The sequence below is a fragment of the Streptomyces sp. AC512_CC834 genome, assembly GCF_019049325.1.
GTDB lineage: Bacteria > Actinomycetota > Actinomycetes > Streptomycetales > Streptomycetaceae > Streptomyces.
The window spans coordinates 113,396-133,739 of the sequence record NZ_JAGMUO010000035.1 but is presented as its reverse complement, the minus strand read 5'-3'; the positions used below and the strand labels follow the sequence as shown (position 1 = coordinate 133,739).

The window sequence follows — 20,344 nt, the reverse complement described above, 5'->3', positions numbered from 1 at the left end:
CAGGACGGATCTGCCATGAACGAAGTGCACGTACGGATCGGTATCCATCGCAACGCGTACCACACCGACACTTCCTGCCCTGCTCTGAACGGCAAGCCGGAGACGTTCGGAGGGATTGAGCAGATGCCCCGGGAGGACGCGGAAGCACAAGGGCTCAGGCACTGCCGGACGTGCAAGGCGTAGTCCGTTGTCCGGGTGATTGCCTGCCCACTGTCCAACGCATCTTCAGACGCTGGACACTCTGTCTGCCGCCTGCCACAGCCGGTGCTCTGCCGTATCCAGGGCCGCCCGGCACGCCACTTCGACGTCCCCGGCCCGTAGGTGGTGGCCGTAGACGTCAGGCCCAGAAGGCTTCGGTGACGACGATCTGTGGGTCGGCGTCGCGGCGCATGAAGGTGTAGATGAGCCAGCCGCGTCCGCCGGACAGGTCCACGATGTGGGGGCCACCGGGGCTCGTGGAGGCCGGCGGTCGGACGGTCATCCAGTGCGGGAGCGAGGCATCGGCGTCGATTCCCCGGAAGTACGGGTCCTCGGCGGTGACCAGTTCCGCACGGGCACTCATGACCAGGTCACTGCCTTCGGCCAGCATGTTCTGGAAGTCGTGCTGCGCCTGCTTCGTCCACTCCATCTGCCAAGGCGGCCGGAGTGGTTCGTCGATCACTCGCCGGGCTTCCTCTCGGCGGCTTCGTGCCGGAGGTGGCTGTACTCCTCCAGAAGCCGGATGGACTCCTCGGGGTCCTCGGACTCGGCGGCGCGGGCTTCGAGGTCGCGAAGGTGAGAGTCGAGGACGGGATTCCGCGCGATGACGTACTGCGTCCACCACAGGCGCATGAAGGCCGGCACGGGGGTGATGTTGAAGGCGTCCCCGATGACGCGCTTCCAGTGAGCCTCAAAGTCCGGGAGGAGGCGCGGAGTGTGTTCCTGAATCACCAACCGAAGTGCTCGAGGCGTGCGTTCGGGCATGGGTGGCAACCGCAGGGGTTCCCCCTCGTGCCCATCGAAGTGGAGTGCGTGGGCGGGCATGGTTCGGGCTCCTTGGTGTGGAGGGTGGGTCAGGCCGCCTCGTGCCGGTCCTCGTGCGACTGGTGCCGACGGACCATCTGCTCAAACCACTGTTGACATATGTGCTGGTGGGGTGCTGGCGACCGGGAGGAGTCGAGGTAATGCATGTGCGCCTCGCATGGTCTCGACCTGCGGGTTTCTGTCCGTCCGACCTTAGTCGCGACTGCCTCTGAGTACCGGTTCTGACCGTTGTTCACCGCCCCGAAGGACACGCTTTGGGCACGTAAGACGGGCCACCGTACAGACCCCGATGAGCGGCTGCGGGTGAGAGCGGAGGCGTCAGCAGCGACAGACAGTCCGTGGACGGCATCAGATCTTGATGATCGTGGCGCCTCCGCCGCACAGCGCGTTGAGGTCCTCCGGGTCGGAGGTGAGGAGTGTGACGGGGCGAGGTGCGGCGAGGGCAGTGGCGCCGAGCATGGCGTCGATGGCGTACTTGTGGCCGTGCAGGCCGGCGTCGGCGAGGAGGGCGGTGGCGTGACGGGCGACGGGCTCGGTGACCGGTTCGATGACGAGGCGGGACAGGGTCCATTCCAGGGCTGGGCGATTGATCCGCGGATGGATCACTTCCACGAGGGTGGCTGCGGAAGTGATCACCCGTAGGTCGTCGGCGCGGGCGAGGGCGAGCCAGCCGGTGACCGTGCGGTCGCGCAGGACGGCCTTGGCCAGTCCTTCGCTGTCGAGGACCAGGGTGCCGCCGGGGGCGGCGGGGGAAGGGGTCACGCGGCGTTCGCCCCGCCTGGGTTCTGTTGCTCTCGGGCCTGGTGAAGCTGGTCGCGCAGAGCATGGATCTCTTCGTCGGTGACAGGGCCGTGTTCGGCCTCCGCCACCGTGATGAGTTCGTTGAGGTTGTCCCGCTCGATTTGGCGGGCGACGGCTGCGGCAACGTAGGCGGACAGTCCGGATGGGCCGCCGCGGGCCTTGGCGGCTTCGGCGATGTCGCGCGGCATAGTGATCGAGTACTTGCCGGTAGGCTCACTCATGCTACCTATCCTACCTCTCATCCTCCCTAGGTTGGATGGAGCTGGCAGAGACAGCCGCCGCGGTGCTGGTCCGAGGCGAGTTCGGATCTGGGTTTGGGCGCACGACGGGACTCCAGGTGGCGTTGTTGCCGCCGGGCTTGTTGATAAAGGCGTCCGGGATGTTGTTGTCGGCGTCGGCGTCAGACGCGCTGTCGCGCCGCGAGTGCCGGGATCGCAGCGATCTTTTCCGCCGTGAGGGCCGACCAGTCGACCCCTCTCGGGCGATGGGGGTTCGGGCAGGTGATGGTCTTGTCGGGGGTCACGATCAAGTCGACACCTACATCGTGCTCGGTGGTGGGGATCGGGGTGTCGGTCACCTGGAGCTCGTGGACGGTCGTGACCACGACAGTCTTCGGTGTCACCAAGCCGGCCTCGGTGAGGAGGGCGAACTCGATGTCGGAGTAGCCGGCGCCTTTGCCGATGCGGGCGCCGTCGCGGTTGACGGCGACGCTGCCGAGAATGATCAGGTCCAGTGGTCGCAGGGCGTCGACTTCGACCGTGGGGGCGATCATGGCGGCGGTGCGGCTGGCTGCGGCCTCCGTGGGCGGGATGGTGAGGGCAGTCGGATCGAGGAGGTAGAAGGGCTTGGTGGTGGCCAGCTTCGGCACCGCCATGTACACGACCTTGCCCGCCACCAGGGCCGCTGCCCGGACCGGTAGTTGGGCCTTGTCCGGCACGGACTTGACGACACCCGCCCGCTGCCAGACCGGAAGCTTCGTGAGGCGGGCCGCGGCTCCCTCGGCGCCCTTGAAGTTGGGGATGCGACCGTGAACGGAAGGGTCGTGGACGGCGTCGGCGGTGGTCAGGGCGTCCCAGACCCGCGTGCGTACCGCCTGCTTGGCGCGGTCCAGGGGATTGGCTGCCACCGTGTCTCCTTCTCTCTCCTACGCTGCCGTCATCAGGGCCAGCAGTCTGTCGTGGACCTCTGCGACGATCGGTTCCTGTCTCCAGGGGCGCAGTTCGCGGGCGGCTCCGAAGACATGATTCAGGCCGCCGCCTCCACGTGTGGTTTCGAGTTCGGCGATGGCTTCGGTGAGGCTGGCCACCCCGGCCTCGACGTCCCGTTGACGGATACGGGCGAGCGTAAGGTTCCCCAGCACGATCGCGCGTGACTTTCGTCTGTCCCGTAACTTCTCTGCCGTGCTGGCCAGCAGGCATTCGGCGCGCTGGTGATCTCCGAGCGAGAGGTAGCAGGTTGCCTGCGAGGCGACCGAACTGGGTGGGCGATACCAGGTCGGCGGCAGCGTCGCCGCTGTGCGCGTGGTCGAGTCGGCGTTCTGCGCTGGAGAGCGCGCGTTCGCAGTCCGAGGCCGACCACAGCATGGCGTGTGCCTCGGCCACGTGCAGGAGCGCCAGGCCGGAGAGAGCAGGGCTTGTGCGCGCGGCTGTTTCGGCTGCTTGCTCGGCAAGGGCGAGCCCGGCCTGCGCGTCCTGTGCGCCGTACAGCGCGACGTAGCAGGTGCGCAGGAGCGCGTGTGCTTCGAGAGTGGCGTCCCGCAGGTGGCGGGCGAGGTCGGCGCTTTGCTCGTAGTACGTCTTGGCGGTGGTGTGGTCACGGCGCTGTGAGGCGTCCCAGACCAACTGCCCCATGAGAGTGCATGCGTCGGCGTGCAGCGCGTGCAGTTCCCTTTGGGCGCGCCCGCGGGCGGAACCGGCGGCAAGCTGGCCAATACGGCTGAGCTGGGCCGCTGCTTCTGCGATGAGACCGGCCGACGGGAGACGGTCGTAACGGGCGGCGCAGTCGTCGAAGAGCGCCCGAAGTGCGGCGACGGCAGGAAGGTCAACGCGGTCCACTGGCAAACGGCTGCCCCCGGCGGCATCCGCCTGCGCACAACAAAAGACCTCACCGTCAGCATCTCTGCTGGTGGTGAGGTCTTGGCACACTTGCACAGTGTGCCCCCGGCAGGATTCGAACCTGCGCACACGGCTCCGGAGGCCAGGTGAGTACGAGCGGCGCCCCGTGCCCTGACCTGCGGCGGAGCCTCCTTTTGGCTGCAGCCTGAGCAAGATCATCACGTCCTTATTACGCGGGCGACCTGTCAGGCGGTGGGTCCGGGCCGTATCGTCGAAGCATGATCTCGGGCAGCAGCGGGGGAGCGGGCGGCAACAGCGCGGAGTTCACCGCGGAGACACTGGCCCCCGTCCTTCGAGAGGCCTGCTCGTCGGCCGGACTCGACTCCAATGGAGCCGAGTTGCTGCGCCTGGGGTCGAACGCGGTGTACCGCCTGCTCTCGTCCCCCGTCATCGTGCGTATCGCACGTGATCCGTCGGTTCGCGCCGAGATGGACCGGGCGGTGAAGGTGGCACGCTGGCTGGAGACGGAGAACTTCCAGGCCACGCGCGTGCCGGCGCGTGTTGCTCAGCCGCTAGTCGTCAGCGGCCGAGTGGTGACCTTCTGGGAGAGCGTCCAGGAGAACGAGGAGTACGCCACCGTCGGCGAACTGGCCGACCTGCTGCGCCGCTTCCACTGGCTCGAAGAGCCGGAGTCCCTCCGCCTGCCGTACTTCGATCCGCTGGCCAAGCTGACGGCGTCCCTCGACGGGCTGGACGGCATCGCGGGGGATGACCGCGAGTTCCTGGAGGCGCGAGCGGCTGGTCTCGCCAAGGATTACGACCGCCTGGACTTCGTTCTCCCCTTCGGGATGATCCACGGAGACGCCAACGTCGGGAACGTCCTCCGCCACCGGGACGGCCACGCGGTCTTCATCGACCTGGACGGCCTCACACTCGCCCCACGCGAGTGGGACCTGATCCTGACGGCGCTCTACTACGACCGCTACGGCTGGCACTCGAAAGCGGAGTACGCGGAGTTCGTCCACCGGTACGGCTTCGACTTGATGAACTGGCCTGGCTACGAGACCCTGGCCGACCTGCGAGAGCTGATGATGGTGGCGTGGCTCGGCCACCAGGTAGCTACCAGCGAGCGCTCCGCGGATGAGTTCGGCCGGCGTCTGCGCGCTCTGCGGACGGGCGGAAGCCGGAAGGACTGGCGGCCCTTCTGAGGGGCGTTGCCGGTCCGGGTGACTGCCTGCCTGCTGTCCAGTGTCTCTTCAGGCGCTGGCCACCCTGCCCGTCGCCTGCCACAGCCGGTGCTCCGCTGCTACCTGGTGGAAATCCCGGGTGGCTGTGCCTTCCACCCGGGAGAGGTTCTGCCCGAACTCGGCGAGATAACTGACGCACCGGGCCGACTTGAGCTGCTCCCCCAAGTCAAGCGCATCGAGGGCCACGCGGCACGCCTCTTCGACGTCCCCGGCTCGTAGGTGGGCGTCGGCGAGGACCATGGTGGCGAAGAAGTCGCTTCGCACGTGGCTGCCGCTCATCGCGTTTTCGGCATGGGTTACCGCATGGCAAGCCCTGTTGACGTCACGGAAGCAGTGGGCGGCCTCCGCGGCAAGCTCTGCCGCGTCGAAGTAGCTGATCCATTCCGGCTCGTCTCCGCTGTTCCGGCTCTCAAGGGCCCTGGTCGCAGCGTTTAGCGAAGCCTCGCAGGCGGCGACGTCGCCGGTACGGGCGAGGGCGCGGGCTTCCATCGCATGGAACTGAGCCCGCAACGTCGGCGTGGCCACGGCGGAAATGCCCATGAGCGCCGCACGGGCGAGAGTGGCGGCCTGGGTGTACCGCCCCAGGAACGTTGCCTGATGACTCATCGCTGACAGGATGCTGCCCGCTAACCGGCGGTCGTTGGCGTCCTGGGCGAGTCGGAGTGCCTGGAGAAAGTACCGCTGGGCGAGCCCATGGTGACAGGCGTCGTACGACATCCAACCAGCCAGCAGGGTGGCTTCCGCGACGGTGGAGAAGAGGGCTCGGCCTACCTGCTCGGTATACCGGCCGCGCAGCAGTGGCGCCACGTCGTTGCTGAGGTACTGGATTACCGAGTGCCGCGCGTGGTCTCCGCCGAACTGGTCGTCGAGCTGCGCGAACATGTCGGCTGTGGTCTTGACGGCGGTCACGTCACGAAGACCGACGCGTGTTCCCTCGGTGCGTGGGCGAGGGATGCCCGGCTCCGGCGCGACCAGCCACCGCAAGGAAGCCTCGTTCCACGCCGGCTCGGACGGCTCCGCCGAGATCAGAGGATCGTACCGGTTGAGATCCGCACGCCACAGTTGGCTGACCGTCTGAATGGCGTCGTCCGGGCTGGCGGGATACGCAGCGTCGAGTACAGGAGCGTCCTTCGTTTCCCCGACACTCAGACCCAGCTCCGCCGCACCCACCGCGAAGACATCGCAGAGCAGGGGACCATAGAAGTCGTCCGGCGAGCTGTGGCCGTTCTCCCAACTGGCAATGCGGCGCTTCACGCTGGTGTCCGATGGCAACTGATGCCCACGTTGCCCGGCTACTCGACGCAGTTCCCTGACCAGCCGCGGCTGGCTCCAGCCCCGACTGGTGCGAGCCTCTCGTAAGCGGGCACTGGTCGGCTTCATGGAGACGTGACCCTTCACTCCCGTGCGCATGCGCCGGCGTGGCAACTCGACCTGTCCGACCGAATGTACGCGCTGGTGATCGCATCTTGCAGACAGTAATCGGAGATCGTTTGCACCTGCCGACCTGACGGGGGATGACGTGACGTGTGTGGAGGTGTCATCCCCCGTCACCCCTCGTCATCTGCCCAGGCCACGTACCGGGCCATGAGTCTGGAGGCACGGCGGCATCGGGCCGCAAGGTACTCCGACTGAGGGTGAGACGACGTGCAAAGGATGACCAGGCGCGGCATGGAATGGCTGTCCGAAGCCACGGACGACCCGGCCCTGCGCCGGGAGATCTGGGCGGACGATCCCCGCAGGCCCAGTCTGGTGCCGACCGGCCGCCTCTTCGACGTGCTGAGCGTGGAAGAGCGTCTCGGGCTGGAGATGTTCGACCGTCTCCAGCGCAGCGGAATGCCTTTCGGGCCATCGGTCGCCGATCGCAAGGCCCAACGGGTCGGCTTCTTCCTCGGCTCGGACAGCCGCGAGACCTTCACGTTCTACCTCGGACGGGAAACGTCGTCTCCACCGCCGTTCCGCTACCTCGGCGACGGCAGCGCGGTCGTCGTACCCGGCCCCACTCCTCTGTCCGACGACCGCTACCAGTGGCTCTGCGCCCCCACGCGCCGACCGGAGGCAAACCCCCTACGCCCGGTTGCCCTCGCAACCGCGCTGGTCGCGTCCGGAGAACTCCTCGCCAGGATCGATCGCTTCGACGAGATGTACCCCACCCCGTACGAGGCTGTCGCTGCCCTTCCCGAGGAGACAGACCGCTGATGCCGAACGAGCCGACCGGCGGCCGAGACGCTGCCGCGTGGTCGCCCCTCGACAGCGACGGCTGGTACGTGGCCCGCAACGCGACCACCGCGTTGCGAGACACCCTCGTCCGGGCGGGCCTGGAGAAGGACTTCCCCTACCTGCGCGCCGAGTTGAACGCCTTCGGACATGGCCTCGTCGAGCTGGGTCGGGTGTCGCCCGAGACGGCCGAACGCCTCGCAGAACTCCTCCGCCTGGCGCTGGCGAGCGGATTCGGCAGAGACCGCACCGACATCGGCCGTGCCCCAACCACCGTCCAAGAACCCGAGGGAAGGAACTGACACGATGACCGATCGGCGAGGAGTGGTGGCCAAACGAGCGGAGAACTTAGCTCCTGACGTGCCCTACGTCCGCGGTTGGAACACAGCCCGGCGAGGTGCCGGCGCCCTGGCCGATCAGCTTGTGCTACTTGGGCTGGACTCCGACTTCCCCGGCCTGGTGGCGGACGTGAACGTCGCCGGTGACGGACTGGTGCACCTCGGGACCGTCCGGCCTGAAGCGGCCGAACTGCTCGCGGGCCTGATCGCGGCAGGACTGCAAGCAGAGCTGCATGGCGTGGTGGCCGGAACGACACCGACCACTCGCCGGGAAACACCTGCGGCCTGATCCGCTCCCTGAACACAGTTGACCGTGGTCTGAGCGTGCTCCCGCGGTCAACTGTGCTGGGCCCCATACGGCAACCTTCTGCGAGTGGTGCCGTATGGGGCCCGTCGCTATTCCGACACACTTGGTCGGCCTGCCGCTCGGCCGGGACCGGCGCCTCAGCGCCGCAGCCCGGACGAACGGCAGACCGTGGGAGACATCAGCCCTCGTCGGGCCCGGCTGATTTCACCGTGTGACCCCGTTGTTCCCCGCTCGATCTGGTGCGGTTGTGGTGCGGGTCAAGGGGCGTACAAGTCGGCGAACGCGATGTACGTTGGAGCGCCTTGTCAATGCCTATGGCTAAGTAAGAGCCGGCCGCGCACCACACCCCGCTCCCGCCAAGGGCAAGTGAAGACCTTGTCCACTCGAGTTTTTGGGGCGGCTACGCAGGTTGCGTCGACTCCTGGCGTCACTTAAAACAGCCACGAAACTACCGATCAGGCAAGAGTCATCGTTCCTGCGGCATGTAGGTCGAGAAACCTGCGATGCAGCAGGCTGACTAGATCGGAGATGGTTTGTAGCTCCCTGAGGTCCTTGGTGGTAATCAGCAGAATCTTGATTCCTTCGGCCAGCGATTGACCGGCCTGGTGGAGCGCAGCGGTCCGCTCGACGGGATCTCCAGTCACGCCTCGAGCCGCTACCAGAACCCCGAGACTGCACCCGCGATGTCGGATCTTGCTGGCAAAGAAGGCCACAGCCATGGAATCAACCGGTTTGCTCCAATTCTTGCATTCCACCAAGAAAATCTCTGGCAGCATCCGTAGGCCGTCCATCTCCCTGTAGTTACTCACAGAGAGATCAACCTCTTCAGACTTGAACTCGTTCAGGCTATTGCGCTGCACTTGACAGCCGGATATACGGCTCATGGCGTGATCGAGGGCATCCTCATAAGACCGACCGCGCGCCGCTGTTGTGTTGGCCATATCCTCGGCAGTATCGAGCAGACCCATGAGTGTCACAAGCTGAAGGTCATTCATGATCCCTGCCGATGCATCAACTCGTTCCGAAACGTGATGATCGCGTCACTTAGTGAGCCCTGCTCCATCATGTCGATCAATTCGGAAGCAGAGAGAGCCCACACGGGATAGGAGGTATGGAAATGGGCTTTGTACCGTGGATTATCCAGGCCGTGATAGATGATGATCCCAAATTTCACCGAACGGGATCCAAGCGTGCGTGCAAATTTTTCGGCCGCCATTGCGAGAGCTTTCCTGTCAATTTTGGCGGCGATCTTGCACTGAATCAGGATGGGCCCACCCAAGATCTCGCTAGCGCGATCGATCCAGGCCGCTAGATCGAATCCCTCGTCTGTGCGCGAAGATGAGGATTCGGCGCCCGCAGATGAGAGAACGTTGTAGACGATACGCTCATATTCGTAACCCAATCCACTAAGGTTTGTTCCCCAGTTATTGGGTTCGAGAGAAAGGGCTTCTAGTTGGGCCCGAAATCGTTCTGACGTTCCCTTCGCAGGTTTCAGTGCGCGACTAAATTCCCGTTTGAATGGCCTACGAGAGTCGAGCGCGGAAGTAAAACTGTGAAGGTGGTACGCGATGGCTTCAGTGTGTCTTAGATCTACCTCGACCTTCTGAAGTCCTGCGATAGCGAGTGGAATTCGCCTGTTCGGTTCAGCGATGATCAAGACAGGTAGCTCGCGGCCAAGTGCGACACCGATCTCAAGATAGATGGCTGGCGGCTCGTCTCGCCCTGTTCCATCTAGCACTGCACATAGGAAGTCGATGTCGGCGACATCCTCCGTAAGCCAATCCGCACGGAGGTCCTTACTGCGTACAAACTCAATCCCTGCGACGGCGAGGGCTTCAGGCACTGCGTCCGAGGCGTACTCACTTGAAGACAGTAGACATCTCACAGCGGCACAGTACTGGGTCGCAGCTCTGGCCGCCTCCACTTCGAACCTGCAGTGGGGATCAGAGCATCGCTGACGGTGCGTACTAGGGAACCGGCGTCTTCATCTCTCACTGCAGATAGGCTGGCCAGGAGCACCTCAGCACACATCGGGACGGCGTGAGTCGTCGGCCGCTAGGCCGGAGGCCTGCGTGGAACACGTGCTCCCGACTGAAGCACCCGGAACGGAAGATCCAGCTGAGCAGCTGCCAATGGCTGCGAGGCATACAGCCTGCATGCTTGTGTAATCGGTGCCTCAAGCTAGCGTTACTCTGCAACCGCATTCAGCGAGCGGGAAAATGTCCACCGAACAGCAAATCTAGGTTACGGAATGCGGTACCGGCGTCCCCAGAGTCGGTGGCATTTAATGCCTTCCTGGCTCTTGTCGCAGCTGTGGAAAGCTTTGACAGGGCATCTTCGGCCTTGGCGGTGGTGGAGCAGGCATAGAACTTGCCGGAAGCTCCTTTGGGATCTTGCATTGAAGTGAGTCCGATTTTTTTCAGATGTTCTAGGTATAGACAGATATCCATCATGGGGTCAAATAGGGAATCTCCAGATAGGTACTTAGCGGCCCTCATCTCCAAATAGAAAGAGGAGATCGGGACGTTATTGTAGTACTTCCAGGCCTTTGCGAGGCGGGCTAGCTTCTTTGCGCCTCCTGAAATTTTGGGCTCTGCGTTCACCTCTGTCACATACTTCAAGTGCGCTGTGGGGGCTGAGTCAATCCATCCTGTTGACGGTCCCGGAATGTCGTAAACGGACACATCTGAGGGGCCGCGATTCGTAATGAATCCAGGAATCACCTCCCACGTCTCATCCCCGTTGGCGAATTCGATAACGATGGCTGGACGACTAGTTCGGACTACTGTGGTCGGGAAGCTGGCCGCCAGCGCGCTACGGACCCAGGAAAGTGCCGTGTCCGAACTACCCGGCCTAGCTCCCTTGAGACTGACCAGTAGGTCCACGTCTGCATGGTTGCGCACGCCTGTTCCGTGTGTAAATGAGCCAGTTTCTCGGAAGAGATTTACTGACAGTGCATTTCGCAGCGATGTTTCGACGCTTGCTCGATGCCTAGCTGTCGCCGTTCGCTGGGATTGGAGAGGGATAAGTCTGTCCAGAAAAATGGAGAATCCTTGAGCGACAGACAGTGTCATAGTTACTCCTCGGGTGATCTCGTTTCATCAATAGCGTAGGCTTGGCCGCCAGAATTGATGTTTTTTTGAGCTTTTTTGTAGGATCTCCTATTGGGTGGCTCGGCAGTCTTATTTTGCTCGTCGCGACGTGCGGTCAGCTCCGCAAGGAGGTTTCTCGCTTCCTCAATCGATAGGTACGGCAGGTCTATCGTTCGCGCTTGGCGTGCTGCTGTCTGGATTTCTAAATATGCATTCGCAGCGGCAGTCGCCTGATTCATTCGGTGTGATGCGTTGACCGTGGTAAGAGTGGCACCGAATCCTGCGGAGGTAAGCGCTACTACTCCCGCAACTATTCGTCCTCCTGTGTTTACTAGTGCGGCAGTCCCTGCAATGGCGGCAAGTAGGCTCGCGGGTAGTCCCAGAAGAAGGTTTACCCCCCTCCATTGTTTCGTTTGCTCAAACTGCATTTGCGAGCTATACATAGCGCTCTCTTCGAGTCGCTTTAGCTCTGTCTCGATCGCTTTTCTGCGCTCCGCCTCTTGCGCGCCCTCTTCTGTCACCGGGAGACAGTATCTTGCCTTTGATCCCCAAAGGAAGCAGTGTGTCAAAGTCAAGTGAATGGCGAAGAAGTAGGCTTTTGTGGTGTCTAATCCCTTAAGAGCTGGTTGGTCACATTCGAGGGAGGCGGAGCGATTTTGGGCTGGAGCTGCTTTGGCGCGAGTGATCATGGCCCCGCAAGCTTTAGGCGCGTCGGGCAGTCTGTGGACCTGCCCGGTAAAGCACGACGTTGGGGCCATGATCTTCGAGGCTCGCGCCAAAGTGGCTGCCTAAAATCGCGGAGCCGACCGCCCCAGCCACGACGTACCTCTTCTCAGGTGGCTGATCGCTGTGCTCGCGATACGGGCGCCGGCCGGGCTGGAGCAGGGCGTAGACAGGAGCGCAGGCCCGGCCGGGGGACGGGTCGCACGCGGCTCGCCGTAGGCGGGCCGCCTTGTTCGGGTGCCTGTACTACGCGGCCATGCGGCCGGGCGAGGCGCTCGGCCTTCGCCGCTCCGACTGCACGCTGCCGGCGAAAGGCTGGGGCCGCATCGAACTGGCGGAGACACGGCCCACGGCCGGTAAGGCTTGGACCGACTCGGGCGAGGCGCACGATCGACGCGGGCTGAAGCAGCGGTCCCAGGGTGAGGTACGCATCGTGCCGATTCCGCCGCCGCTCGTGCGGCTGCTCCGCGACCACCTGAAGGAGTTCGGTACCGCGGAGGACGGACGGCTGTTCTCCAGCGAGCGGGGCAACGTGATCGCGGCCTCGTCGTACTCGCGAGCCTGGAAGCAAGCCCGTGAACTGGCGCTCGTCCCGCATCAGGTGTCCTCGGTCATGGCCTTCCGGCCGTACGACCTCCGTCACGCGGGCGTCTCCCAGTGGCTCAACTCGGGAGTGCCGGCACCGGAGGTCGCCGCTCGCGCGGGCCACTCGGTGGACGTCCTCCTGAAGATCTACGCCAAGTGCATCGACGGCCAGGAGCAGGAGATGAACGACCGGATCATGCAAGGGCTCGGGGGAGGACGACGCCTAGGGACGCCTGGAGTCGACGCGCGACACAATCAACCCACGGAAACCCCGGAGAGATCCGGGGTTTCCGCCTGTCCGCGGAGCCATTCCGAGAGCCTGCGGCACACACGCTGACCTGCTGCGAAGCACTCCAAGATCAACACGCCATTACAACGTGATCACTGACAAACGGCTGCTTCCGACCGCACCCGCCTGCACATACGCGAAGACCCCGTTCTCAGCGAACTCGCTGATGGCGGGGTCTTGGGCACTTCCTGCGAAGTGCCCCCGGCAGGATTCGAACCTGCGCACACGGCTCCGGAGGCCGTTGCTCTATCCCCTGAGCTACGGGGGCGTGTCCGTCGCGGTGATGTTGCTCGCGGCGACGGGTAGAACACTACCAGCTTGCCCGGGGTGGTCAGGAACGGGTTTTCGCGGGTCGTGCCGCCTGTCCCGGGGGTGGCCGAGGAGCGTTGTCCCCCGCACGGGGTGGAAGTGGGGAAAACCCGGACGCGGTGGCCGGTCCCGACCTACTCTCGAGTTGTGCCTAGGGCGTCCGGCCGGGTTCTTGTTGTGGACGACAACAAGGTCATCCGGCAGTTGATCAGGGTCAATCTCGAGCTGGAGGGCTTCGAGGTCGTGACCGCGGGCGATGGTGTCGAGTGTCTGGATGTCGTCCATCAGGTGCGGCCCGACGTCGTCACGCTGGACGTGGTCATGCCTCGGCTCGACGGGCTCAGGACCGCCGCCCGGCTGCGTGCCGATTCGCGTACCCGGGGTCTGCCGATCGCGATCGTCAGTGCTTGTACGCCGTACGAGGTCGACGCGGGGTTCGCCGCGGGGGCCGATGCCTTCCTCTCCAAGCCGTTCGAGCCCGCCGAGCTCATCGGTCTCGTACGGCAGTTGGTCGAGCGGAAGGTCCGCGGGGTCGGGGCGGCCTCCGCTGCCGCGTCCGGCCCGGCTTCCGGGGTCTCCCTGCCGAGGGTTCTCGGTCGCGCGGGGGAGAACGAGTCGACCGCGCAGGCGTGAGCGTCGGGCAGGCTCCGCGGTGTTCCCGTCCACATCCCGGGATCGTCCACAAACCGGTTCGCATACCCACCCCCCTCCTCCCATACGCTTGACCCGTGACCCCCGTAGAGCTCTCCCGTACCGTGCTGCACGCGGTGCGTCGCGCCGTCGACGCGGGGGAGCTGAGTGTGGCCGTGCCGACGCGGGCCGTGGTCACGCCGCCGGGGCCCGGGGGGTGCGGCGACTACGCCACCAACATCGCCCTTCAGCTCGCCCGGCCGGCCGGACAGACGTCGCGTCGGGTGGCCGAGGTCCTGCGGCCCCATCTCGTCGGTGCCGGCGGCATCGCCGACGTCGTCCTCACCGGGCCCGGGTTTCTCAACATCAGCCTCGATCGGGCCGCCTACGGTGGGCTCGTCGCCGAGGTACTGGGGTGCGGGGACCGGTACGGGTACGCCGACCGGGCCGACGGTCGCATCGTGCAACTGCACTGCCCCCACGACCTCCGTGCCGTGGTCGTCGCCGAGGCCGCCGCCCGCGTCCTGCGCTCCCAGGGAGCCCTGGTGCGGGTCACCGCAGAGGCCTTCGACCCCGCGTGGACCACCGTCCTCGGCGTGCGGGTCGACGCCGTCGGCCCCGCGCCCGCCGAGCTGCCCGTCAACGTCCGGCCCGTGCCCGCCCCGGCCGACCCCCTGCCCCTCGGCCATGACGCAGGCCGCTGGGCCCTGCTCCACCCCGCCGCCCACGACCGGCCCCGGATCGGCGAGGAGCACCTCGTCCAGCGCGAGAGCAACCCGCTCTTCCGCGTCCGGTACGCCCACGCCCGCACCCGCGCCCTCTCCCACAACGCCGCCGATCTCGGATTCGCCGCCGACCCGGGGACCAGCACCAGCGCCAGTACTTGCACCAGTGCCAGTGCCAGTACCGGCACCAGTAACGGCGCAGGCGCACGTACCGGTACCGGTGCCGAGCAGGGCCTTCTCGCCGGCCTCGCCGACCACCCCCGTGTCCTCGCCGCCGCCGCGGACCACCGCGCCCCCGACCGGCTCGCCCGGCACCTCGTCGCCGTCGCCGATGCCGCGCTGCCCTTCCTGCTCACCGTGCTGCCGCGCGGTGGGGAGAAACCCTCGGCCGCCCACCGAGCCCGGCTGGCTCTCGCCGAAGCCGTCGGGGCGGTGCTGGCCGGCGGCCTGTCCCTCCTCGGTATCGACGCACCCGACCACCTCTGAGAGAGCACAGAAGACGCCATGAGCCGTTCCGCACACCCCGCCGGGCCCCGCCACGCCGATGTCCTGCCCGAGGGGCACTACGCCGCTCCGGCGGCCGACCTGAACGCCCTCGATCCCAAGGTGTGGGCCCACACCGTCGGGCGGGACGCGGACGGGGTCGTCACCGTCGGCGGGATCGCCGTCACGCAGCTCGCCGAGGAGTACGGGACGCCCGCGTACATCCTCGACGAGGCCGACTTCCGGGACCGGGCGCGGGCCTGGCGCACCGCCTTCGGGGCCGACGCCGACGTCTTCTACGCGGGCAAGGCCTTCCTGTCGCGGGCCGTCGTGCGGTGGCTGGACGAGGAGGGGCTGAACCTGGATGTGTGTTCCGGGGGAGAGCTGGCCACCGCCCTCTCCGCCGGGATGCCCGCCGAGCGCATCGCCTTCCACGGGAACAACAAGTCGCCCCAGGAGATCGAGCGCGCCGTCCGCGCCGGGGTCGGGCGGATCGTGCTCGATTCGTTCCAGGAGATCGTGCGGGTCGCGCACATCGCCCAGTCGCTGGGCAAGCGGCAGCGGGTGCAGATCCGGATCACCGTCGGGGTCGAGGCGCACACGCACGAGTTCATCGCCACCGCGCACGAGGACCAGAAGTTCGGGATTCCGCTCGCCGACGGGCAGGCCGCCGAAGCCGTGCGGCGGGCCCTGCAGCTCGACGGGCTCGAGGTCATCGGGATCCACTCCCACATCGGGTCGCAGATCTTCGACATGTCGGGCTTCGAAGTCGCCGCGCACCGGGTCGTGGGGCTGCTCAAGGACATCCGCGACGAGCACGGGGTCGAGCTGCCCGAGATCGACCTCGGCGGCGGGCTCGGGATCGCCTACACCAGCGACGACGACCCCCGCGAACCGCACGAGATCGCCAAGGCGCTGACCGAGATCGTCACGCGGGAGTGCGAGGGCGCCCGGCTGCGGACGCCTCGTATCTCCGTCGAGCCCGGGCGGGCCATCGTCGGCCCCACCGCCTTCACGCTGTACGAGGTCGGCACCGTCAAGCCCCTCGACGGGCTGCGGACGTACGTCTCCGTGGACGGCGGCATGTCGGACAACATCCGGACCGCGCTGTACGACGCCGAGTACAGCGTCGCCCTCGTCTCCCGCACCTCCGACGCCGAACCGATGCTGGTGCGCGTGGTCGGCAAGCACTGCGAGAGCGGGGACATCGTGGTCAAGGACGCCTTCCTGCCGGGCGACCTGGCACCCGGTGACCTCATTGCCGTACCCGCGACCGGGGCGTACTGCCGTTCCATGGCCAGCAACTACAACCACGTGCTGCGGCCGCCGGTGGTCTCCGTGCGGGACGGTGCGGCGCGGGTCGTCGTCCGGCGCGAGACCGAGGAGGACCTGCTGCGCCTCGACGTGGGGTGACGGAGTGCAAGATCTCTCGTCCTGCACCCCTCTGAAAATGAAATAGATGTCTCACGATCCGGACGAAAGGCAGAAAATCCCGTCCGGTGCGTGAGACTGGTCCAACCGTAGACGGTATGAGGAAACGAGGTCGGATGATGCGTACGCGTCCGCTGAAGGTGGCGCTGCTGGGCTGTGGGGTAGTCGGCTCAGAGGTGGCGCGCATCATGACGACGCACGCCGCCGACCTCGCCGCCCGGATCGGGGCCCCGGTGGAGCTCGCGGGCGTGGCCGTACGGCGGCCCGACAAGGTGCGGGAAGGGATCGATCCCGCCCTCGTCACCACCGACGCCACCGCCCTCGTCAAGCGCGGGGACATTGACGTCGTGGTGGAGGTGATCGGGGGGATCGAGCCGGCCCGCACACTCATCACCACCGCCTTCGAGCACGGCGCCTCCGTCGTCTCCGCCAACAAGGCCCTCCTCGCCCAGGACGGCGCCGCCCTGCACGCCGCCGCCGACGAGCACGACAAGGACCTGTACTACGAGGCCGCCGTCGCCGGTGCCATCCCGCTGATCCGGCCGCTGCGCGAGTCCCTCGCCGGCGACAAGGTCGACCGGGTGCTCGGCATCGTCAACGGGACGACCAACTTCATCCTCGACGCGATGGACACGACGGGGGCCGGGTACCAGGAGGCGCTCGACGAGGCCACCGCCCTCGGATACGCGGAGGCCGACCCGACCGCCGACGTCGAGGGCTTCGACGCCGCCGCCAAGGCCGCCATCCTCGCCGGGATCGCCTTCCACACGCGCGTGCGTCTCGACGACGTCTACCGCGAGGGCATGACCGAGGTCACCGCCGCCGACTTCGCCTCCGCCAGGGAGATGGGCTGCACCATCAAGCTCCTCGCCATCTGTGAGCGGGCGGCGGAGGGGGGATCGGTCACCGCGCGTGTGCATCCCGCGATGATTCCGCTCAGCCATCCGCTGGCCAATGTGCGCGAGGCCTACAACGCCGTCTTCGTCGAGTCCGAGGCGGCCGGGCAGCTCATGTTCTACGGGCCCGGCGCCGGCGGTCCGCCGACCGCCTCCGCCGTGCTCGGCGACCTGGTGGCCGTCTGCCGCAACCGGCTGGGCGGGGCGACCGGACCCGGTGAGTCCGCGTACGCCGCACTGCCCGTCTCGCCGATGGGCGAGGTCGTCACGCGGTACCACATCAGCCTCGACGTGGCCGACAAACCGGGCGTGCTCGCCCAGGTCGCGACCGTGTTCGCGGAGCACGGTGTCTCCATCGACACCGTGCGGCAGTCCGGCAAGGACGGCGAGGCCTCCCTCGTCGTCGTCACCCACCGCGCGTCCGACGCCGCCCTCGGCGGTACCGTCGAGGCGCTGCGCAAGCTCGACACCGTGCGGGGTGTCGCCAGCATCATGCGGGTTGAAGGAGAGTAACCAGCAATGACCCACCAATGGCGCGGAATCATCGAGGAGTACCGGGACCGGCTGCCCGTCTCCGACAGCACGCCCGTCGTGACGCTCCGCGAGGGCGGCACGCCGCTCGTGCCCGCGCAGGTGCTCTCCGAGCGCACGGGCTGCGAGGTCCACCTCAAGGTCGAGGGGGCGAACCCGACGGGGTCCTTCAAGGACCGCGGCATGACCATGGCCATCAGCAAGGCCAAGGAGGAGGGCGCGCAGGCCGTCATCTGCGCGTCCACCGGCAACACCTCCGCCTCCGCCGCCGCTTACGGCGTACGCGCGGGCATGGTGTCCGCCGTGCTCGTGCCGCAGGGCAAGATCGCGCTCGGCAAGATGGGCCAGGCCCTCGTGCACGGCGCGAAGATCCTCCAGGTCGACGGCAACTTCGACGACTGCCTCACGCTGGCCCGCGCGCTCAGCGACAACTACCCGGTGGCGCTGGTCAATTCGGTCAACCCGGCGCGTATCGAGGGGCAGAAGACGGCCGCCTTCGAGATCGTGGACATGCTCGGTGACGCGCCCGACATCCACGTCCTGCCGGTCGGCAACGCGGGCAACATCACCGCGTACTGGAAGGGTTACAAGGAGTACGCCGCCGACAAGGTCGCCACGAGGACGCCGCGCATGTGGGGGTTCCAGGCCTCCGGCAGCGCCCCGATCGTGCGCGGCGAGGTCGTCAAGGACCCGTCGACCATCGCCACCGCCATCCGGATCGGCAACCCCGCCTCGTGGGACTTCGCGCTCGCCGCACGGGACGAGTCGGGCGGCGCCATCGACGAGGTGACGGACCGTGAGATTCTGCGCGCCTACCGGCTGTTGGCCTCCCAGGAGGGCGTCTTCGTGGAGCCCGCGTCCGCCGCATCGGTGGCCGGTCTGCTGAAGGCCGCCGAGCAGGGCAGGGTGGACCCGGGGCAGCGCATCGTGTGCACCGTCACCGGCAACGGTCTCAAGGACCCGGACTGGGCCGTCGCCGGCGCCCCGCAGCCGGTCACCGTCCCGGTCGACGCGGCGACTGCGGCCGAGCGGCTCGGCCTGATCTGAGCGGCCTCGCAGCACTTATGTGCCCAGCGTATGGGGGCGTAAGCGACGCGCAGCCGGGAAAGTCATTTATAGGGGGTGCACAGGGGGCTTACGACACGCATCGTGCGCCTCCTGTGCGCCCTATGTCGCCACAGAAGCATCCTTCGATAAGCTGTACCGAACCCGCCTGCCGCATATGCCGCGGTGCCGCGCCGTCTCCGCGGTCGAAGGGCGGCCGCACAGCGCGGTCGGCAGCGGCTGGTCGTTGGGCAGGCAGCGGCGAGTCCCAGGGTTCCGTACGTCATCGAACGTCATCAACGTCATTCGTACAGTCACGCAGCTCAAGGAGAGTCATCGAGAGATGGCCGGTCCAGCGTTCCGCGCCGCCGCCGTCAGGGTGCGCGTCCCCGCCACCAGCGCCAACCTCGGCCCGGGCTTCGACGCCCTCGGCCTCGCGCTGGGTCTGTACGACGACGTGGTCGTCCGGGTGGCCGACTCCGGGCTGCACATCGACATCGCGGGGGAGGGCAGCGAGACGCTGCCGCGCGACGAGAAGCACCTTCTCGTGCACTCCCTGCGCACCGCCTTCGACCTCCTGGGCGGGCAGCCGCGCGGCCTGGAGATCGTCTGCGCCAACCGCATCCCGCACGGCCGGGGCCTCGGCTCCTCCTCCGCCGCCATCTGCGCCGGCATCGTCGCCGCGCGCGCGGTGACCATAGGCGGCGAGTCCCGTCTCGACGACGCCGCGGTGCTCGACCTCGCCACCGAGATCGAGGGCCACCCCGACAATGTGGCGGCCTGTCTGCTGGGCGGCTTCACCCTGTCCTGGATGGAGTCCGGAGCCGCCCGGGCCATCAGGATGGAGCCCTGCGATTCCATCGTTCCGGTGGTTTTCGTGCCCGGAAAGCCGGTACTGACACAGACCGCGCGGGGACTGCTCCCGCGCAGCGTCCCGCACGTGGACGCCGCCACCAACGCCGGCCGCGCCGCGCTGCTCGTAGAGGCCCTCACCAGGCGCCCCGAGCTGCTGCTGCCGGCCACCGAGGACCGCCTGCACCAGGAGTACCGCGCGCCGGCCATGCCGGAGAGCACGGCACTGGTGGAACGGCTGCGTGGCGACGGCATCCCCGCGGTGATCTCGGGCGCCGGACCCACGGTGATGGCACTGGCCGACGCCGACACGGCCGACAAGGTCGAGGCGCTGGCCGGAACGGACTGGGCGGCCAACCGGCTCAGCCTGGACCAGCAGGGCGCGAGCGTCCTGCCGCTGGCGGCCTCCGGCGACATTTAGCCGCGGACGGTTGCCGGATTTCGAGAGGGGGAATGTTTGTTGGATCCGGTAGTGTTAACCTCAAGTCTGCACCCGACCCCACCATGGCGAGGTGCCTCGTGTCCCCGTCCGGGACAGACATTCTTCCGGGAGCCCCCCAAGCCGCATTGTGTAGTGGATGTCGTACGTGATCAGTACGGCCGACGCGGGCACTGAGCGGCCCACTGGTGGGGGTACCCCCTCTGGGGGAGCTTCGGAACCGGTGCGACCACTCCGCCTGACACAGACACCGGGTGCCACGGCTGGGGGAAGCGCCATCACCAGATATCTCTTCCGCCGTTCAGGCGGACCACCGCCCCGGCACGGTTCA

Annotated in this window: 22 protein-coding genes, 1 tRNA gene and 1 pseudogene; 12 read left to right on the top strand and 12 right to left on the bottom strand. The window is 66.7% G+C overall.

Features of this window, described 5'->3' with window-relative positions; genetic code table 11:
* Positions 1 to 337: 337 nt before the first annotated feature.
* The 6 genes from KUM40_RS15855 to KUM40_RS41330 form a co-directional block, all read right to left on the bottom strand.
* Positions 338 to 661 (bottom strand): hypothetical protein, encoded by a 324-nt coding sequence (locus KUM40_RS15855; RefSeq protein ID WP_308401158.1) that lies wholly within the window; start codon positions 659 to 661, stop codon positions 338 to 340.
* Positions 658 to 1,023: a DUF6247 family protein gene (locus tag KUM40_RS15850; RefSeq protein ID WP_217166610.1), complete on the bottom strand. Its 366-nt coding sequence runs from the start codon at positions 1,021 to 1,023 to the stop codon at positions 658 to 660. Before KUM40_RS15850 ends, KUM40_RS15855 begins: the two co-directional genes overlap by 4 nt.
* A gap of 348 nt (positions 1,024 to 1,371) precedes the next feature.
* Positions 1,372 to 1,785, bottom strand: a complete 414-nt coding sequence (locus KUM40_RS15845; protein ID WP_217166609.1) for a type II toxin-antitoxin system VapC family toxin — start codon at positions 1,783 to 1,785, stop codon at positions 1,372 to 1,374.
* Positions 1,782 to 2,045: a CopG family transcriptional regulator gene (locus KUM40_RS15840; protein ID WP_217166608.1), complete on the bottom strand. Its 264-nt coding sequence runs from the start codon at positions 2,043 to 2,045 to the stop codon at positions 1,782 to 1,784. The genes KUM40_RS15845 and KUM40_RS15840 overlap by 4 nt, the downstream gene beginning before the upstream one ends.
* Positions 2,046 to 2,224: 179 nt before the next feature.
* On the bottom strand, positions 2,225 to 2,950 hold the full coding sequence (locus KUM40_RS15835; protein WP_217166607.1) for a 5-formyltetrahydrofolate cyclo-ligase: 726 nt from the start codon (positions 2,948 to 2,950) through the stop codon (positions 2,225 to 2,227).
* An 18-nt stretch (positions 2,951 to 2,968) separates the two neighbouring features.
* A complete protein-coding gene (locus tag KUM40_RS41330; RefSeq protein ID WP_254395157.1) occupies positions 2,969 to 3,184 on the bottom strand; it encodes a hypothetical protein in 216 nt (71 codons plus the stop codon).
* A gap of 508 nt (positions 3,185 to 3,692) precedes the next feature.
* Here KUM40_RS41330 and KUM40_RS41325 point away from each other — a divergent pair.
* The gene (locus tag KUM40_RS41325) at positions 3,693 to 4,028 is read left to right on the top strand and encodes a hypothetical protein (protein WP_254395156.1); all 336 of its coding nucleotides are present in this window, start codon (positions 3,693 to 3,695) and stop codon (positions 4,026 to 4,028) included.
* A 128-nt stretch (positions 4,029 to 4,156) separates the two neighbouring features.
* Positions 4,157 to 5,086 (top strand): phosphotransferase family protein, encoded by a 930-nt coding sequence (locus tag KUM40_RS15825; RefSeq protein ID WP_217166606.1) that lies wholly within the window; start codon positions 4,157 to 4,159, stop codon positions 5,084 to 5,086.
* A gap of 48 nt (positions 5,087 to 5,134) precedes the next feature.
* Here the strand turns inward: KUM40_RS15825 and KUM40_RS15820 are convergent, their stop codons facing one another.
* Complete coding sequence (locus tag KUM40_RS15820) at positions 5,135 to 6,379, bottom strand: hypothetical protein (RefSeq protein ID WP_217166605.1); 1,245 nt, start codon at positions 6,377 to 6,379, stop codon at positions 5,135 to 5,137.
* A 414-nt stretch (positions 6,380 to 6,793) separates the two neighbouring features.
* Here KUM40_RS15820 and KUM40_RS15815 point away from each other — a divergent pair, with 414 nt between their 5' ends.
* The 3 genes from KUM40_RS15815 to KUM40_RS15805 are packed head-to-tail and all read left to right on the top strand — an operon-like array spanning position 6,794 to position 7,966.
* On the top strand, positions 6,794 to 7,321 hold the full coding sequence (locus KUM40_RS15815; protein ID WP_217166604.1) for a bifunctional DNA primase/polymerase: 528 nt from the start codon (positions 6,794 to 6,796) through the stop codon (positions 7,319 to 7,321).
* Positions 7,321 to 7,641, top strand: coding sequence for a hypothetical protein (locus tag KUM40_RS15810; RefSeq protein WP_217166603.1), 321 nt, complete (start codon positions 7,321 to 7,323; stop codon positions 7,639 to 7,641). The genes KUM40_RS15815 and KUM40_RS15810 overlap by 1 nt, the downstream gene beginning before the upstream one ends.
* Before the next feature lie 4 nt (positions 7,642 to 7,645).
* Entirely contained in the window at positions 7,646 to 7,966 is a 321-nt protein-coding gene (locus KUM40_RS15805; protein ID WP_217166602.1) for a hypothetical protein, read from the top strand.
* Positions 7,967 to 8,439: 473 nt separating this feature from the next.
* Here the strand turns inward: KUM40_RS15805 and KUM40_RS15800 are convergent, their stop codons facing one another.
* From KUM40_RS15800 to KUM40_RS42135, 4 genes are all read right to left on the bottom strand, one after another.
* The gene (locus KUM40_RS15800; protein ID WP_217166601.1) at positions 8,440 to 8,979 is read right to left on the bottom strand and encodes a restriction endonuclease; all 540 of its coding nucleotides are present in this window, start codon (positions 8,977 to 8,979) and stop codon (positions 8,440 to 8,442) included.
* Positions 8,976 to 9,827, bottom strand: coding sequence for a hypothetical protein (locus tag KUM40_RS15795; protein WP_217166600.1), 852 nt, complete (start codon positions 9,825 to 9,827; stop codon positions 8,976 to 8,978). The genes KUM40_RS15800 and KUM40_RS15795 overlap by 4 nt, the downstream gene beginning before the upstream one ends.
* Positions 9,828 to 10,188: 361 nt before the next feature.
* Positions 10,189 to 11,058 carry a nucleotidyltransferase gene (locus KUM40_RS15790; protein WP_217166599.1) on the bottom strand — a complete coding sequence of 290 codons (870 nt, stop codon included), beginning with the start codon at positions 11,056 to 11,058 and terminating at the stop codon, positions 10,189 to 10,191.
* Between the two features lie 2 nt (positions 11,059 to 11,060).
* On the bottom strand, positions 11,061 to 11,597 hold the full coding sequence (locus tag KUM40_RS42135; protein ID WP_308401157.1) for an SLATT domain-containing protein: 537 nt from the start codon (positions 11,595 to 11,597) through the stop codon (positions 11,061 to 11,063).
* 407 nt (positions 11,598 to 12,004) lie between these two features.
* Here KUM40_RS42135 and KUM40_RS15780 point away from each other — a divergent pair.
* Positions 12,005 to 12,595 (top strand): annotated as a pseudogene (locus KUM40_RS15780) (tyrosine-type recombinase/integrase); the annotation flags it as partial.
* Positions 12,596 to 12,869: 274 nt separating this feature from the next.
* On the opposite strand, the gene KUM40_RS15775 reads toward KUM40_RS15780, so the two are convergent.
* Positions 12,870 to 12,941, bottom strand: a tRNA-Arg gene (locus tag KUM40_RS15775).
* Between the two features lie 188 nt (positions 12,942 to 13,129).
* On the opposite strand from KUM40_RS15775, the gene KUM40_RS15770 reads away from it, so the two are divergent.
* The 6 genes from KUM40_RS15770 (at position 13,130) to thrB (ending at position 19,995) form a co-directional block, all read left to right on the top strand.
* Complete coding sequence (locus tag KUM40_RS15770) at positions 13,130 to 13,615, top strand: response regulator (RefSeq protein WP_374227385.1); 486 nt, start codon at positions 13,130 to 13,132, stop codon at positions 13,613 to 13,615.
* 95 nt (positions 13,616 to 13,710) lie between these two features.
* On the top strand, positions 13,711 to 14,823 hold the full coding sequence (gene nrtL, locus KUM40_RS15765) for an ArgS-related anticodon-binding protein NrtL (RefSeq protein WP_217166596.1): 1,113 nt from the start codon (positions 13,711 to 13,713) through the stop codon (positions 14,821 to 14,823).
* An 18-nt stretch (positions 14,824 to 14,841) separates the two neighbouring features.
* A complete protein-coding gene (lysA, locus tag KUM40_RS15760; RefSeq protein WP_217166595.1) occupies positions 14,842 to 16,233 on the top strand; it encodes a diaminopimelate decarboxylase in 1,392 nt (463 codons plus the stop codon).
* Positions 16,234 to 16,367: 134 nt separating this feature from the next.
* Complete coding sequence (locus KUM40_RS15755) at positions 16,368 to 17,660, top strand: homoserine dehydrogenase (protein ID WP_217166594.1); 1,293 nt, start codon at positions 16,368 to 16,370, stop codon at positions 17,658 to 17,660.
* Between the two features lie 6 nt (positions 17,661 to 17,666).
* Positions 17,667 to 18,725 carry a threonine synthase gene (thrC, locus tag KUM40_RS15750; RefSeq protein ID WP_217166593.1) on the top strand — a complete coding sequence of 353 codons (1,059 nt, stop codon included), beginning with the start codon at positions 17,667 to 17,669 and terminating at the stop codon, positions 18,723 to 18,725.
* A 340-nt stretch (positions 18,726 to 19,065) separates the two neighbouring features.
* Positions 19,066 to 19,995 carry a homoserine kinase gene (thrB, locus tag KUM40_RS15745; RefSeq protein WP_217166592.1) on the top strand — a complete coding sequence of 310 codons (930 nt, stop codon included), beginning with the start codon at positions 19,066 to 19,068 and terminating at the stop codon, positions 19,993 to 19,995.
* Positions 19,996 to 20,344 lie beyond the last annotated feature (349 nt).

Bases quoted from the DNA above. Each gene is read 5' to 3' on its own strand.
- KUM40_RS15850 (WP_217166610.1), bottom strand. From the start codon at position 1,023: ATGCCCGCCCACGCACTCCACTTCGATGGGCACGAGGGGGAACCCCTG.
- KUM40_RS15840 (WP_217166608.1), bottom strand. From the start codon at position 2,045: ATGAGTGAGCCTACCGGCAAGTACTCGATCACTATGCCGCGCGACATC.
- KUM40_RS15825 (WP_217166606.1), top strand. From the start codon at position 4,157: ATGATCTCGGGCAGCAGCGGGGGAGCGGGCGGCAACAGCGCGGAGTTC.
- KUM40_RS15815 (WP_217166604.1), top strand. From the start codon at position 6,794: ATGGAATGGCTGTCCGAAGCCACGGACGACCCGGCCCTGCGCCGGGAG.
- KUM40_RS15810 (WP_217166603.1), top strand. From the start codon at position 7,321: ATGCCGAACGAGCCGACCGGCGGCCGAGACGCTGCCGCGTGGTCGCCC.
- KUM40_RS15805 (WP_217166602.1), top strand. From the start codon at position 7,646: ATGACCGATCGGCGAGGAGTGGTGGCCAAACGAGCGGAGAACTTAGCT.
- KUM40_RS15800 (WP_217166601.1), bottom strand. From the start codon at position 8,979: ATGAATGACCTTCAGCTTGTGACACTCATGGGTCTGCTCGATACTGCC.
- KUM40_RS15790 (WP_217166599.1), bottom strand. From the start codon at position 11,058: ATGACACTGTCTGTCGCTCAAGGATTCTCCATTTTTCTGGACAGACTT.
- lysA (WP_217166595.1), top strand. From the start codon at position 14,842: ATGAGCCGTTCCGCACACCCCGCCGGGCCCCGCCACGCCGATGTCCTG.
- KUM40_RS15755 (WP_217166594.1), top strand. From the start codon at position 16,368: ATGATGCGTACGCGTCCGCTGAAGGTGGCGCTGCTGGGCTGTGGGGTA.
- thrC (WP_217166593.1), top strand. From the start codon at position 17,667: ATGACCCACCAATGGCGCGGAATCATCGAGGAGTACCGGGACCGGCTG.
- thrB (WP_217166592.1), top strand. From the start codon at position 19,066: ATGGCCGGTCCAGCGTTCCGCGCCGCCGCCGTCAGGGTGCGCGTCCCC.